This is a genomic window from Bacillus sp. Medicinal_06 (assembly GCF_056711665.1).
Genome location: NZ_JBWYHD010000002.1, coordinates 346,785 through 361,683 on the forward strand (window position 1 = coordinate 346,785; position 14,899 = coordinate 361,683).

At 36.7% G+C, this 14,899-nt stretch carries 13 protein-coding genes and 2 other annotated features; of the genes, 11 read left to right on the top strand and 2 right to left on the bottom strand.

Going from position 1 to position 14,899, the window contains the following annotated elements:
• Positions 1–5: 5 nt before the first annotated feature.
• The 3 genes from AC1M36_RS05415 (at position 6) to AC1M36_RS05425 (ending at position 2,334) form a co-directional block, all read left to right on the top strand.
• Positions 6–347 carry a hypothetical protein gene (locus tag AC1M36_RS05415; protein ID WP_336450317.1) on the top strand — a complete coding sequence of 114 codons (342 nt, stop codon included), beginning with the start codon at positions 6–8 and terminating at the stop codon, positions 345–347.
• A 63-nt stretch (positions 348–410) separates the two neighbouring features.
• Positions 411–662, top strand: a binding site (T-box leader).
• A 52-nt stretch (positions 663–714) separates the two neighbouring features.
• On the top strand, positions 715–2,106 hold the full coding sequence (gene asnS / locus AC1M36_RS05420) for an asparagine--tRNA ligase (protein WP_336450316.1): 1,392 nt from the start codon (positions 715–717) through the stop codon (positions 2,104–2,106).
• A 93-nt stretch (positions 2,107–2,199) separates the two neighbouring features.
• The gene (locus tag AC1M36_RS05425) at positions 2,200–2,334 is read left to right on the top strand and encodes a YuzL family protein (protein ID WP_174098783.1); all 135 of its coding nucleotides are present in this window, start codon (positions 2,200–2,202) and stop codon (positions 2,332–2,334) included.
• 150 nt (positions 2,335–2,484) lie between these two features.
• On the opposite strand, the gene AC1M36_RS05430 is transcribed toward AC1M36_RS05425, so the two are convergent.
• Together AC1M36_RS05430 and rnhC are read right to left on the bottom strand one after the other, a co-directional pair.
• Positions 2,485–2,739: a hypothetical protein gene (locus AC1M36_RS05430; RefSeq protein WP_336450315.1), complete on the bottom strand. Its 255-nt coding sequence runs from the start codon at positions 2,737–2,739 to the stop codon at positions 2,485–2,487.
• 167 nt (positions 2,740–2,906) lie between these two features.
• Positions 2,907–3,845, bottom strand: coding sequence for a ribonuclease HIII (rnhC, locus tag AC1M36_RS05435; RefSeq protein WP_336450314.1), 939 nt, complete (start codon positions 3,843–3,845; stop codon positions 2,907–2,909).
• 124 nt (positions 3,846–3,969) lie between these two features.
• Between rnhC and zapA the strand changes: the two genes are divergently transcribed.
• The 8 genes from zapA to AC1M36_RS05475 all read left to right on the top strand — a co-directional run bounded on the left by zapA (position 3,970) and on the right by AC1M36_RS05475 (position 14,890).
• A complete protein-coding gene (gene zapA / locus AC1M36_RS05440) occupies positions 3,970–4,239 on the top strand; it encodes a cell division protein ZapA (protein ID WP_000082702.1) in 270 nt (89 codons plus the stop codon).
• 1 nt (position 4,240) lies between these two features.
• Entirely contained in the window at positions 4,241–4,780 is a 540-nt protein-coding gene (locus tag AC1M36_RS05445; RefSeq protein ID WP_336450313.1) for a CvpA family protein, read from the top strand.
• Positions 4,781–4,836: 56 nt separating this feature from the next.
• Positions 4,837–6,555, top strand: a complete 1,719-nt coding sequence (gene polX / locus AC1M36_RS05450) for a DNA polymerase/3'-5' exonuclease PolX (RefSeq protein ID WP_479845632.1) — start codon at positions 4,837–4,839, stop codon at positions 6,553–6,555.
• Positions 6,556–6,575: 20 nt separating this feature from the next.
• Entirely contained in the window at positions 6,576–8,936 is a 2,361-nt protein-coding gene (locus AC1M36_RS05455; protein ID WP_479845633.1) for an endonuclease MutS2, read from the top strand.
• A gap of 208 nt (positions 8,937–9,144) precedes the next feature.
• Positions 9,145–9,834, top strand: coding sequence for a 23S rRNA pseudouridine(2604) synthase RluF (locus tag AC1M36_RS05460; RefSeq protein WP_336450310.1), 690 nt, complete (start codon positions 9,145–9,147; stop codon positions 9,832–9,834).
• Positions 9,835–9,955: 121 nt separating this feature from the next.
• Positions 9,956–10,207 (top strand) — a binding site (T-box leader).
• Positions 10,208–10,328: 121 nt separating this feature from the next.
• The gene (brnQ6, locus tag AC1M36_RS05465; RefSeq protein WP_479845634.1) at positions 10,329–11,654 is read left to right on the top strand and encodes a branched-chain amino acid transport system II carrier protein BrnQ6; all 1,326 of its coding nucleotides are present in this window, start codon (positions 10,329–10,331) and stop codon (positions 11,652–11,654) included.
• Between the two features lie 152 nt (positions 11,655–11,806).
• The gene (locus AC1M36_RS05470) at positions 11,807–13,597 is read left to right on the top strand and encodes a cation:proton antiporter (RefSeq protein WP_479845635.1); all 1,791 of its coding nucleotides are present in this window, start codon (positions 11,807–11,809) and stop codon (positions 13,595–13,597) included.
• A gap of 93 nt (positions 13,598–13,690) precedes the next feature.
• Positions 13,691–14,890, top strand: a complete 1,200-nt coding sequence (locus AC1M36_RS05475; protein WP_336450307.1) for a class I SAM-dependent rRNA methyltransferase — start codon at positions 13,691–13,693, stop codon at positions 14,888–14,890.
• Positions 14,891–14,899: the final 9 nt, after the last annotated feature.

Here is a 14,899-nt window from a genome sequence, read left to right on the forward strand (position 1 = left end):
ATATGATGAAACTTGAAGAATTAGCAAAGCATCAGCCAACAATTAACTGGACTGATAGAATGAATGAAGGAGACGATATTTTCACGGATGAAAACATTAAAGAAACCGCAAATGTTTTAAATCATTATGTAAGAGATTTACAAAATGTTGGTGAGCAGCCAGCGGAACAAGAGATTATGAAATGCGTAGAGAATGTGGTAGTTGCACTAAATGAATTAAATGAAAAATACGATTATTTTATTGAGACGTTAGAGCGGGAAGAATTATATGAGTTTATTACAGAAGCAGCGGCAATAGCTGGTTTAGAAGTAGACGAAGATATAACAGAAGAATGGCGTGAGTGGTAAGACGTTTAAAGACATCTTGCATCTTTCTCTCGAATGTAGTACATTAATTTTAGTTTAACAAAATGAAAGACGATGATAAGGAAAAGTAGTATATACTATAATCCATAGCGAGTCAGGGACGGTGAGAGCCTGATGAGGCGGTATATGTGAAGAACACCTTGGAGTTGCTAACCGAAATTGAAACTTGTATTCAAGAGTAGACTTAGACGGGAATCCGGCCTGTTACAAACCGGGAAGTATGTATTACATACGAGTTAAAGTTGGTCTTTATGACAAATTGGGTGGTACCGCGAAGTTTAACCTTTCGTCCCTTTATGGATGAAAGGTTTTTTTGTATTTAAATATATCAGCAAAGGAGAAATTCACTATGGAAAACACATTAGTAAAAAGTCTGTATAGAGATACAGATAAATATGTAGATCAAACAGTACAAGTATCAGGTTGGATTCGTAACTTACGTGATTCAAAAGTATTCGGTTTTATCGAATTAAACGATGGTAGCTTTTTCAAAAGCGTTCAAATCGTTTTCGATACAGAATTAGATAATTTTAAAGAAATTGCGAAGCTTCCGCTTAGCTCCTCTATTAAAGTAGAAGGTAAGCTAGTTGCAACACCAGGGGCAAAACAACCATTTGAAATTAAAGCAGAAAAAATCGATATCGAGGGCTTATCAGATTCTGATTACCCACTTCAAAAGAAACGTCATACGTTTGAATATTTACGTACAATCGCTCATTTACGTCCAAGAACAAATGCATTCTCTGCAACATTCCGCGTACGTTCTATCGCAGCGTTTGCGATTCACCAGTTCTTCCAAGAGCGTGGTTTCGTACATGTTCACACACCAATTATCACTGGTAGTGATACAGAAGGTGCGGGCGAAATGTTCCGCGTAACAACGCAAGATCTGAACAACTTACCAAAAAATGAAGAAGGACAAGTTGATGAATCAAAAGACTTCTTCGGTAAAGAAACAAACTTAACAGTAAGTGGACAACTTAATGCTGAAGCTTATGCATTAGCGTTCCGTGATGTATACACATTCGGACCTACATTCCGTGCTGAAAACTCAAACACAACTCGCCACGCTGCTGAGTTCTGGATGGTTGAGCCTGAGATTGCATTCGCTGAACTTGAAGATGTAATGGATCTTACAGAAGATATGCTAAAATATGCAATGAAATACGTACTAGAGCATGCACCAGAAGAAATGGAATTCTTCAACAGCTTTGTTGATAAAACAGTTCTTGAGCGCATGAACAACGTAATTAACTCTGACTTCGGTCGTATCACATATACAGAAGCAATTAAAGTGCTTCAAGAATCAGATGCAGACTTCAAATACCCAGTAGAATGGGGTATTGACTTACAAACAGAGCACGAAAGATACTTATCAGAAGAAATCTTTAAACGTCCTGTATTCGTAACAGACTATCCAAAAGACATTAAAGCATTCTACATGCGTATGAACGATGACGGTAAAACAGTAGCTGCTACTGACCTTCTAGTTCCTGGCATCGGCGAATTAATCGGCGGAAGCCAACGTGAAGAAAGAATGGACGTTTTAGTAGACAGAATTAAAGAATTAGGCATGAATGAAGAAGACTACTGGTGGTACTTAGAACTTAGAAAATACGGCGGTACAAAACATGCTGGATTTGGTCTAGGTTTCGAACGTTTCCTAATGTATATCACTGGTATGGCAAACATCCGTGACGTAATTCCATTCCCAAGAACTCCAGGTTCTTCAGAGTTTTAAGATATGCAAAAAGAGAGAGGAAAATCCTCTCTCTTTTTTGTGCTGTATACTTTCTTATTTCTAAGTAAAAAGTAACAAAAAGGGGTGAATGAAATGGGTAAAAAAGTAAAAAAAGATCCTTCTAGAGCAAGCCTTGGTTCCTCGCAAGTTGAAGGGCAAGGAACTACAACGCACGAAACTGGTTCCTTTAAAGTGCCTTCATCAAATAAGAGACAAAAGCGTAGTTAACCGTATAAAAAGAGTAGTCAAGATGACTACTCTTTTTATACGGTTTTATTTTTCTTATTTTCAATTTCTTTCACAATTTTATTGTAAAGTGATTCAATAGTTGCTCTTTTTTAGGTGAATATTCCTATCTCTGACTTATTATAGGTATTGTCATTTTGAAACCATTTTCTCAAGCTCTTTACAAAATTGTTCAAGTTTTTTAGGGGTATGAATCAATTCGTAAGCATCATAAGTACCAATATATTTGCGAACTCGAAATTTTAATAGGATAGATCTGCCATACCGTTCTATTAATTCATTAAACTTTGGTTCTTCGTTTAATAATCGGATATTTTCTCTAATCCTGCTTTGTTTTTCATGTGGTTTACCTATTAAAACATTCAAAATCATTTGTAGTAATAACAAAGTAATCCCCTCTTTTGTATAGTTTTATAATGAGTGTGTAAAGAATTGAATTTTAATAAAATGAAATTTCTGTATATTTAAATTATAACAAAAAACAAGGCGAAAAGAAATACGGATTCTTTTCGCCTTGTTTAGTTCATTTATATATTGTCGATACTAAAAAATAGTTATTTTTTCAATAAACGAAATGCTTTTTCTGTATTTGCAAAGTGAAGTTTCACAAACTCAGGAAGTCGTTCTTTCCCTAGTTTTTGAATCAGTTTAGCTGCGGCGATATCAACTTGTTTGCCTGCTCCTTTCGGAAGTGGCATACCTGCTTTTTTGCTTAGCTCATTAAACTGTTTTACGAATGAGTAGCGGGCTAAAATGGAAGCTGCGGCAACTGCTAAATGAACACTTTCACCTTTAGTCGCAAAATACACGTTTTCGCGTTGTACCTGCTTTTGCTTTGCCAAGTATTTATAATATGTATCAGGCTGCGTGAATTGGTCGATTAGGATGCCTTCAGGCTTTGTTGGCGCGATCTTTGCCAGTAAATTTGTAAGAGCCTTATTGTGTAAGAGCGCTTTTAATTTACCTTGATTGTTTCCTTTTTCGAACATTTCGTTATATTTTTCATTATGCAAAACGAGAGAGCTATAAGGAACAACGCTAAGCAGCTGCTTTGCAATTTCAGCGATCTGTGCATCATTTAAGTTTTTAGAGTCTTTTACACCAAGTTCTTTTAATAAAGGAATTTGCTTTGCATCTACATATACAGCAACAACTGTCATGGGGCCGAAGTAATCTCCAGTACCAACTTCATCAGATCCGGCTATAGACATTGTTCCAATGGTAGCGGGCGGAGCATAGGGATGCGAATTTACTGTTTTCTTACCAGGAGATTTTGGTGCTTGGGAAACATCTTGCCAGCGTGCTGCTTCTTCCTGAGCACGAATACCTTGAAACATTACTTTACCGGATTTATAGGCCGTAATGGTACAAGATGGGAGTTTTGCCATAAAGACACCGCCTTGCGGAACTTTCGGGGCAATTGCTTGTTTATACTTTTGTTTCATGTCTTCAATTGTTGCAGGATTTGTTTGGATTACGATAGAATTTGACAAAGTAGTCGCTCCTTTTTCAATATTGTTATTTTTATCATATCGGATTGTTCTTTCTGTTTCCATATTATGATGGTTCATGGTATGATAAACTTTAGGATTCTGTACGTGATTGGAGGCCGGTGAGTTGTCACAACAAAAGGGAAATAAAAGTCGAATTAATGTAGAAATCTATGGTCAGCAATATTCAGTTGTTGGCGATGAAAGTACAAGTCATATCCGCATGGTAGCAGCGATTGTGGATGATAAAATGCGCGAACTCAATGCCAAGAATCCTTCGCTTGATACGAGTAGACTAGCGGTATTGACGGCGGTAAACGTCATACACGATTACATAAAATTAAAAGATGAACATGAAAAATTGAAAGAAAGTATGACAAAAAAAGGAATGGAATAACATGATTGATATTATTATCATTGTACTGCTTGTTATGGGATTTTTCCTCGGTTTAAGAAGAGGGTTTGTCTTGCAACTTGTAAAGTTAACAAGCTTTATTATCGCATACCTTGTTGCATACTGGTACTGTAAAGATTTAGCGCCAGTGCTTGAGAAATTTATTCCGTATCCATTTGATAAGAACGTATCTGTTCCAGAATGGATTGATGCGAATAATATCGAAGCAGTATTCTATCAAGCAATTGCGTTTATTGTATTGTTTATTATTACAAAAATCGCACTTTCATTGCTTGGGAATCTCCTGAATATGTTTACAGAAATTCCCGTTTTAAAGCAAGTAAATGCATTTGCTGGGGCACTTCTTGGCTTTTTAGAAGTGTATATTATCTTGTTTGTCTTAATTATTATTGGAACAATTCTTCCGATTGAACAAGTACAAACACCATTACAAAAATCATCAATTAGCAAAATAATTGTAGACGATACACCGATTCTTTCTGAAAAGGTGAAGGAACTATGGCAGACTGGTAGCAGAGTATAACTTCTCTTTTTTCGGAAAGAGGAGTTTTTTTTCTATGAAAGAAAGGCGGGGCAAGAATGAAAGTGAATAAAAAACAAGTGATTAAATTACTAGAGACAATCGGCCTTTTTATGGAGCTAAAGGGCGAAAATCCATTTAAAATATCAGCATTTCGTAAAGCGGCAGCAGCATTGGAAAGCGACGATCGTAGTCTTTCCGAAATTGAAGATTTCACAAAAATTCCAGGCATCGGAAAAGGAACAGCGGCGGTAATTCAAGAATATATTGAAGCTGGAACTTCAGAAGTATTAGAGGAGCTTGAAAAGGAAGTACCGAGCAGCCTATTACCATTATTAAAATTGCCAGGGCTTGGCGGCAAGAAAGTAGCGAAGTTGTACAAAGAACTTGGTGTTATTGATATGGAGACATTGCAAAAAGCGTGTGAAGAGAATAAAGTACAGCTACTGGCGGGATTCGGTAAGAAAACGGAAGAGAAAATATTAGAAGCAATCGCTCAAGTTGGCTCTCGTCCGGAGCGTTTACCGATTGCAATGGTCCTGCCTATTGCCGGGGAAATAGAAGAGAAATTGTCGAATATCCAGGAAATTGTTCGATTTTCTCGCGCTGGGAGTTTGCGACGTATTCGCGAAACAGTGAAAGATTTAGATTTCATTATTGCAACGGAAAATCCAGCAGCAGTACGTGAACATTTATTGCAATTTGATAATATGATTGAAGTGATTGCAAGTGGTGATACAAAGGTATCTGTTCGTCTTCAATATGAATACGATATTTCAATTGATTTCCGTCTTGTAAAACCTGAAGAATTTATTACAACGCTTCATCATTTTACAGGGTCCAAGGATCATAACGTAAGAATGCGCCAAATTGCGAAAGATAAAGGTGAAAAAATTAGTGAATATGGTGTGGAAGACTTAGAAACAGGTGAAGTGAAAACATTTGAAACAGAAGAGGCATTCTTTGCTCATTTTGGCCTGCCATTCATCCCACCAGAAGTGCGTGAAGATGGAAAGGAGATTGAGTTAATTAAAGAATATCCGAATTTAATTCAGTTCTCTGATATACAAGGTGATTTACATATGCATACAACATGGAGCGACGGTGCTTTTTCGATTGAAGAAATGGTACAGGCATGCCGCGCGCGTGGGTATAAATTTATGGCAATTACCGACCATTCACAATACTTGAAAGTAGCAAATGGTTTAACGAAAGAACGTCTTCGTGAGCAAGGAAAAGAAATTGAGCGTATTAACGAAAAATACCCAGATATCACAATTTTACGCGGAATCGAAATGGATATTTTACCAGATGCAACGCTAGATTTTGATGATGAAGTATTAGCGGAGCTTGATTATGTAATTGGAGCAATCCACTCTAGCTTCTCACAAGATCGTGAAACAATTATGAAACGCTTGCGCACAGCGATTGAAAATAAGCATGTTACAATGATTGCTCACCCAACAGGTCGTCTTCTTGGACGCCGCGAAGGGTACGATGTAGATACAGATTTACTGATTGAACTCGCAAAAGAAACTGATACAGTTTTAGAATTAAATGCGAATCCGAACCGTCTAGATTTAAGTGCAAAGCTATTAAAACAAGCACAAGATGCTGGTGTAAAAGTAGCAATTAATACGGATGCCCATACACTTGAAATGTTAGAAGATATGGAAACAGGTGTAGCGGCAGCTCGTAAAGGTTGGATTCAAAAAGATAACGTGATTAATACATGGGATATTGAACGTTTATTAGATTTTATTAAACGGAATAAGTAACACAAGGGGGACGTGCAACTATGTTAGAACGAACGTTGCGTGTATTAGAATATAACAAAGTAAAAGAGCAATTACTTGAGCATGTTGCATCTTCGCTTGGTCGTGATAAAGTGAAGAGCCTTATGCCAAGTACAAATTTTGAAGAAATTGTAGAAATGCAAGAAACAACGGATGAAGCAGCGAAAGTCATTCGTTTAAAAGGACATGTACCACTCGGCGGGATTTTTGATATTCGTCCAAATGTAAAACGTGCGAAAATTGGCAGTATGTTAAGCCCACATGAACTGCTTGATATCGCAAGTACGATGTATGGTAGTCGCCAAATGAAGCGATTCATTGAAGATATGATTGATAATGGTGTAGAGCTACCAATTTTAGAAACACATGTGGCACAAATCGTATCTTTATATGATTTAGAAAAGAAAATTACAAGCTGTATTGGCGATGGTGGCGAAGTACTTGATAGCGCAAGTGATAAATTGCGTGGTATTCGTAACCAAATCCGTACTGCAGAAAGCCGCATTCGTGAGAAACTTGAAAATATGACGAGGTCTTCTAATGCACAGAAGATGTTATCAGATGCAATTGTAACAATCCGTAATGATCGCTACGTAATTCCTGTGAAACAGGAATACCGTGGTGTATATGGCGGTATTGTCCATGATCAATCAGCGTCTGGACAAACGTTATTTATTGAGCCACAAGTGATTGTGGAACTAAATAACGCCTTACAAGAAGCACGTGTGAAAGAAAAACAAGAAGTAGAACGCATCTTAATGATGTTAACAGAAGAAGTAGCAGTTGAAGCTGATATTGTATTAGCAAATGTAGAGGTTATTGCAAACCTTGACTTCATTTTCGCAAAAGCATTTTATGCAAAGCGTATTAAAGCAACGAAGCCAATTGTAAATAATGAGCGATATATGGATTTACGACAAGCGCGTCATCCACTTATCGATCCAGAAATCATCGTGCCAAATGATATTATGTTAGGTAAAGACTTCACAACAATTGTTATTACAGGTCCGAATACAGGTGGTAAGACGGTTACATTAAAAACAGTGGGTATTTGTGTATTAATGGCGCAGTCTGGTCTTCATATTCCAGTAATGGATGAATCAGAGATTTGTGTGTTTAAAAATATCTTTGCTGATATCGGTGATGAACAATCGATTGAACAAAGTTTGAGTACGTTCTCCTCACATATGGTGAACATTGTAGATATTTTAGAAAAAGCTGATTTTGAAAGCTTAGTATTATTTGATGAATTAGGTGCTGGAACAGACCCGCAAGAAGGGGCAGCCCTTGCGATTTCTATTTTAGATGAAGTATATAACCGCGGAGCGCGTGTTGTCGCAACAACGCATTATCCAGAGCTAAAAGCATATGGTTATAATCGTGAACAAGTGATTAATGCGAGTGTGGAGTTTGATGTAAATACATTAAGCCCAACTTATAAGTTATTAATAGGTGTACCGGGACGCAGTAACGCTTTTGAAATTTCCAAACGTCTTGGTTTATCTGACCGAGTAATTGATCGTGCTCGTAATCATATTAGTACCGATACGAATAAAATCGAAAATATGATTGCGAAGCTAGAAGAAAGTCAAAAAAATGCAGAGCGCGAATGGAACGAAGCAGAAGAGCATCGTAAACAATCTGAAAAACTTCATCGTGAATTACAACGTCAAATTATTGAATTTAACGATGAGCGCGATGAAAGATTATTAAAAGCGCAAAAAGAGGGCGAAGAAAAAGTAGAAGCTGCGAAAAAAGAAGCAGAAGGCATCATTCACGAACTTCGTCAGTTACGTAAAGCGCAGCTTGCAAATGTGAAAGATCACGAGTTAATTGAAGCGAAAAGCCGTCTAGAAGGGGCAGCGCCAGAGCTTGTGAAAAAACAAAAAGTAAAAGTGAAAAATACAGCGCCAAAACAACAATTAAGACCAGGCGATGAAGTAAAAGTATTAACATTTGGTCAAAAAGGCCAGTTGCTGAAAAAAGTAAGTGAGAATGAATGGAATGTCCAAATTGGTATTCTAAAAATGAAAGTAAAAGAACCTGATATGGAATACATTAACTCACCACAACCGGTTGAGAAAAAAGCAGTCGCAACTGTTAAGGGAAGAGATTATCATGTTTCCTTAGAACTTGATCTCCGCGGTGAACGATTTGAAAATGCGATGATGCGTGTAGAAAAGTATTTAGACGATGCACAGCTTGCAAACTATCCGTGCGTATCGATCATTCATGGAAAAGGAACGGGAGCACTGCGTCAAGGTGTACAAGATTACTTGAAAAAACATCGCGGCGTGAAAAACTACCGTTATGGTGATATGGGTGAGGGAGGCCTCGGCGTTACAGTTGTCGAATTAAAATAGCAAAAAAACAAGCAAAAGGGGTAAACCATTATGTTTATGGACAAACTTGCAAAAGTATTGTTAGCTTGTTGCGGCATATTTTTTGTGATTGGGGTTATTTATTTAGTGGTTTTTGCGAAGTAAGAGAGCGTCAATCTCAGCATGATTATACCGTCTGAGATTGATGCTTTTTCTTTTCGGATAATCTATAAGAAAAAAGGAACAAACAATGAAAATTAACCAATTTATAAGCGAAGCACGTTCCTGCTCAAGGCGAGAAACAGATCGTCTCATTAAAGCAGGACGCGTGGCAATTAACGGTGAAATTTGTACGCATGGTGCGATTGTTACGACGGATGATATTGTATCGATTGATGGTAAAGCGATTGAAAAAGAGGATAAAGAAAAAATCTATATTGCCTTCCATAAACCTGTTGGGATTACTTGTACGGCTGCGGAACATATTGAAGGAAACATCATTGATTATATTAATCACCCGGAGAGAATCTTTCCAGTTGGTCGCTTAGATAAAGCGTCAGAGGGGCTAATTTTACTGACAAATGACGGGGCAATTGCCAATCAAATCTTACACGGTGACCATGAGCATGAAAAAGAATATATTGTAACAGTTGATAAGCCGTTTACAGATTGGTTTATTGATGGAATGAGCCGCGGTGTGAAGATTAAAGATGGGATGACAAAACCATGTGAAGTGACAAGAGTAGATCACTCGATATTTCGAATTGTTTTAACGCAAGGGATGAATAGACAGATTCGCCGAATGAGCCGTGCATTTGGATATACAGTAACGAAGCTACAACGGGTACGCATTATGAATATTAAGCTTGACAGGTTAGAGGTTGGAAAGTGGCGAAACCTCACAGAGAGGGAATTGCAAGAACTACTGAAGCAACTATGAAATCCTGGAGAAAGAGTATACTCTTTCTCTTTTTTTATTTTTTTGTCAGAAAAAATAAAACTGTTGATTTTTTTAAAAATAGCCCATATAATAAAAAACAACAAGATTCGACAATATATTTTGAAAAGTAATGATGAGGACACGAGTTATTTTTTACGATTCTCAGAGAGGGAAGCCTTAGGCTGTGAGCTTCCTAATACGAAAAGATACACTTACCACCTCTAAACTTCAAGAGTGAACTGCATGATGCATTGTAATTCTTGGCGGATAAAACCGTTATCAATTTACACGAGCTATAAAATGAGTTTATTTTGTTATAGATTCATTTTATTAGAATAAGGGTGGAACCACGATTTCAACACTCGTCCCTTTGTTAGGGACGGGTGTTTTTTGCGTTCTTTTATAGGGGAAGTAGGATTGAAAGAGGAAATGTAACGAGTTTATATTTCTGAATATTTCGTCTGTTTAATGATTTTTTAGGAGGTAGAGAAAAAATGAAATCATCTTTAAAATTATCTGAGATATTTGCGATAAGTTTAATGTTATTTGCGTTATTCTTCGGTGCAGGTAATATGATTTTCCCGCCAGCATTAGGACAAGGTGCTGGAACAGATGTATGGATTGCATTGTTTGGTTTTGTGATTACAGGTGTAGGGCTTCCTTTACTGGGAGTAATCGCCATTGCTTTAAAAGGAGATATCAACTCACTCGCAGGTCGCGTACATCCGTTATTTTCACTTGTTTTTATCGTAGCGATTTATTTATGCTTAGGTGTATTTGTTAGTGTACCCCGTACAGGAACTGTTGCTTATGAAATGGCAGTTGCTCCATTTTTACCAAATTCAGTCGCTGGTGCGGGTTATCCACTTGTTATGTTTACATTTATTTTCTTTGCAGTGACTTTTTATTTGGCACTAAATCCTTCGAAACTAGTAGGACGTATTGGAAAAGTATTAACACCAATTTTATTAGCTATAATTGCAGTTATTGTAGTAAAAGCACTTATTTCACCGATGGGTGAGTTTGGAGCACCAACAGAAACATATAAAGACCCACTTTTCAAAGGGTTTATTGATGGATATTTAACTTTAGATGGATTAGCAGCACTTGTTTTCGGAAATGTGGTGATCAATACTTTAAAAGGAAAAGGAATTACAAACAAGAAAAGTATTGCAAAAGTAACAATTGTTGCAGGGATTATTGCAGCGCTTGGTTTACTGATTATTTACTTAGCACTTGCTTATCTCGGAGCTTCTAGTGTATCCCTTGGTATGGGAGAAAACGGTGGCGTTATTTTAACAAACGTTGTTCATCATTTATTCGGAAGTTACGGGACACTACTACTTGGATTAGCAATTGCAGCTGCATGTTTAACAACTTCTGTTGGGATTGTCGCAGCTTGTGGAGAATATTTCTCAGCATTACTATCAAAGCTTTCTTATCAAAAAGTTGTGTTCATCTTCTGCGTATTAGCATTTATGGTAGCAAATCTAGGTTTAACACAATTAAATGCATTAGCGTTACCAATTTTAATTGCAATCTATCCAATTGGAATCGTGTTAATCGTATTATCGCTAATTGAAAATTACATTCGTATTCCGCTAGCGATGTATGTGGGTGGTATTGTAGGAGCGTTTGTTATTAGCTTCTTTGATGGTTTAAATAATGCACATATTCAAATTGCAGCATTAGCGCCGATTTTAGAAAAAGTTCCGCTTTATAGTGTAGGAATCGGGTGGCTCATTCCAGGAATGATTGGTATATTTGTTGGATATGTCGTTTCTGTTTTTCAAAAGGGAGACATCGTTGTAGAGAAGTAAGTGAGAGGAGTTTTCCTGAAAGAGGAAAGCTCCTTTTTCATTTGACTAAATAGTTAATAAGGTTATATATTATTAAAACAAAACAAAAATGAACTATATGCAAAGTATGGATTAGGCTATGCTTTCGCAATACTATGAATAAGGAGGGCATTATGGTTGAATCATTGTTACTTAGTATCGTTATTATTGTTACATTAGGAATTGCATCACAGTGGACAGCGTGGCGTTATCAGCTTCCTGCTATTGTTGTAATGGCAATTGCAGGGTTATTAATTGGTCCTGTGTTTGGTATTATCAACCCAAAAGAGGTACTCGGTGATATTTTTAGCCCGCTCGTATCACTTTCAGTAGCAATTATATTATTTGAAGGAAGTTTAAGTTTAGATATTCGTGAACTTAGAGGATTATCGAAACCGGTGTTTCGCATTGTTACACTTGGAGCGTTTATCGCTTGGATTGCAGGGTCATTAGCCGCGCATTATGTTGCGGGGTTAGACTGGGCAGTTGCTTTTATTATTGGAGGACTGTTTATCGTAACAGGACCAACAGTAATTATTCCATTATTAAGGCAAGCAAAGTTAAAACCAAGAACCGCAGCCATTTTAAAATGGGAAGGTATTATTGTAGACCCATTTGGTGCATTGCTTGCTGTATTTGCTTTTCAAATTGTCAATTTCTTAACGAAAGAAAGTGTACATTTACAGACATTGCTGTACTTCTTTGCGGGTTCTATCTTTGCAACGGTATTAGGGTATATCTTTGGAATATTTATGAGTTATATGATTTTAAAAGGGAAAATACCAGAATATTTAAAGGCACCGATTCTGCTTGTGACAGTACTACTATGCTTTGGTATTACAGATGAAGTGATGCATGAAACGGGTATGTTAGCAGTAACAGTAATGGGAATTACGCTTGCCCGTATGAAAAAATATATTTCATCCATTGGTGATATTCGTCATTTCAATGAAAATATTTCAGTACTACTAACATCGACAGTCTTTATCATCTTAACGGCGTCACTTCCAAGAACGACAATTATGGAGATCTTTAGTTGGCCAATTATTAGTTTTGTACTCATGATGTTATTCGTTGTTCGTCCGTTATCCATTTGGGTATCGACGATTGGAACAGAATTAACAAAACCAGAACGTGCATTAGTTGGCTGGATTGCACCGAGAGGAATTGTAGCATTAACAGTATCAAGTTACTTTGCAACGGAGTTATTACAAGAAGGCTATCAAGATGCTTCTATATTAACAGCACTTACATTTGCACTAGTTATTACGACTGTTTGTGCTCATGGATTTTCTATCGGATTTCTAGCAAAAAAATTGGGGCTTGCTAATACACAGCCACCAGGAATCTTAATTTCAGGGGCTAGTAAATTTTCTGCGGCATTTGGTGTTCATTGTAAGGAGATGGGGATTCCAACGCTAATCGTTGATGTATCAGAAGAACATTTGCAATGTGCAAGGGAAAAAGGGCTTAAGACATATAATGGTCAAGTGCTCTCAGAACAACTGCAATTTGAAGTAGACATGAATCAGTATGAATACTTAATTGCCGTTACAGATACGGATTCGTATAACGTTTTAGTAGCAAACACGTATGTACCACAGTTTGGCCATCATAATACATTTTTGTTACCGATTCATGATGTGGAAAAGATTGCACAGGAACGTATTTCACTTTCGAAAAAGGCGCATTTATTATTTGGAGAAGATGAAATTTATGAAGAACTAAATAGAAAAATGGAATCAGGTTATAAGTTTAAAACGATTCAAGTAGAGCAAGAACAAAAAATTAACAAGGAAGAGAGGGAATCCGAAGACGTACTACTATTTATTCGTCATAGTGATGGTAGTCTTACTTTCTCAACATTATTTAAATATATAACAGTTATGCCGGGTGACGAGCTAGTTGTACTCGCAAAGCAATAATATGGTATAGTGAAACGAGGCTGTTTTTTCGGTCTCGTTTTTTAAATGCTTCCTACTTGATAGAAAGCATTCAAATGGAAAGGAAGACATTACATGCGATCAGAAGTAACTGTAAAGATAAAACCGAAATTTATAAAAGAAATCAAAAGTGGTTATCCACTTATTTTAAAAGATGCAATTCAAAACTTACATGATATACGTGAAGAGGGACAAATCATCAAAATTGTCGATGAGAAGAACCAATTTCTTGGAAAAGGATACTATGGAAAGCAAAATAAAGGATACGGTTGGATTTTAACGCGAAAAGAAAAAGAGAGCATTGACCAATCTTTTTTTGAAAGCAAAATAAAATCAGCGTTACATAAGAGAAAAAGCTTTTATAAATCAAATGATACAACAGCATTCCGTGTTGTAAATGGTGAAGGCGATGGTCTCGGTGGTTTAATCATTGATTATTATGATGGCTATTACGTAATAAGCTGGTATAGTGAAGGGATTTACACTTTTAGAAATGAAATTGTCGGTGCACTTCAAAAAGTAACAAACTTTAAAGGGATTTATGAGAAGAAGCGTTTTGATACAAAAGGAAAATATATTGAAGATGACGACTTTGTAGCTGGAGAGCGCGGTGAGTTCCCAATCATTGTGAAAGAGAACGGTGTAAACTTTGCGGTGTATTTAAATGACGGAGCAATGGTTGGCGTATTCTTAGATCAGCGTAACGTGCGAAAACAAATTCGTGATACATATGCGAAGGGAAAAACAGTATTAAATATGTTCTCTTATACAGGTGCATTCTCTGTATTTGCAGCGCTTGGCGGAGCAACAAAAACAACAAGTGTTGACCTTGCAAATCGTAGCTTAAGTAAAACAATTGAACAATTTAGCGTAAATGGCATCGATTACGAAGCACAAGATATTATCGTAGAAGATGTATTTCATTATTTTAAATACGCAGCGAAGAAACAAATGAAATTTGATATGGTCGTATTAGATCCTCCGAGCTTTGCACGTTCTAAAAAATATACATTTAGTGCAGCGAAAGATTATAAGAATTTATTAAAAGAAACAATCGCTATTACAGAAAATAACGGTATTATTGTTGCTTCTACAAACTGTAGTACGTTCGATATGAAAAAGTTTAAAGGTTTTATCGACACCGCTTTTAAAGAAATGAACGGGAAATACAAAATATTAGAAGAACATTCACTGCCAGAAGATTTCCGTACGATTGATCAATTTAAAGAAGGTAACTACTTAAAAGTAGTCTTTATCGAAAAAATGAAAGGCTAATGAAAATAG

What these genes read in the sequence shown, in the direction of transcription:
- asnS (WP_336450316.1), top strand. Translation starts at nt 715, where the DNA reads ATGGAAAACACATTAGTAAAAAGTCTGTATAGAGATACAGATAAATAT.
- polX (WP_479845632.1), top strand. Translation starts at nt 4,837, where the DNA reads ATGAAAGTGAATAAAAAACAAGTGATTAAATTACTAGAGACAATCGGC.
- AC1M36_RS05415 (WP_336450317.1), top strand. Translation starts at nt 6, where the DNA reads ATGAAACTTGAAGAATTAGCAAAGCATCAGCCAACAATTAACTGGACT.
- AC1M36_RS05475 (WP_336450307.1), top strand. Translation starts at nt 13,691, where the DNA reads ATGCGATCAGAAGTAACTGTAAAGATAAAACCGAAATTTATAAAAGAA.
- AC1M36_RS05425 (WP_174098783.1), top strand. Translation starts at nt 2,200, where the DNA reads ATGGGTAAAAAAGTAAAAAAAGATCCTTCTAGAGCAAGCCTTGGTTCC.
- AC1M36_RS05460 (WP_336450310.1), top strand. Translation starts at nt 9,145, where the DNA reads ATGAAAATTAACCAATTTATAAGCGAAGCACGTTCCTGCTCAAGGCGA.
- brnQ6 (WP_479845634.1), top strand. Translation starts at nt 10,329, where the DNA reads ATGAAATCATCTTTAAAATTATCTGAGATATTTGCGATAAGTTTAATG.
- AC1M36_RS05455 (WP_479845633.1), top strand. Translation starts at nt 6,576, where the DNA reads ATGTTAGAACGAACGTTGCGTGTATTAGAATATAACAAAGTAAAAGAG.
- AC1M36_RS05470 (WP_479845635.1), top strand. Translation starts at nt 11,807, where the DNA reads ATGGTTGAATCATTGTTACTTAGTATCGTTATTATTGTTACATTAGGA.
- AC1M36_RS05445 (WP_336450313.1), top strand. Translation starts at nt 4,241, where the DNA reads ATGATTGATATTATTATCATTGTACTGCTTGTTATGGGATTTTTCCTC.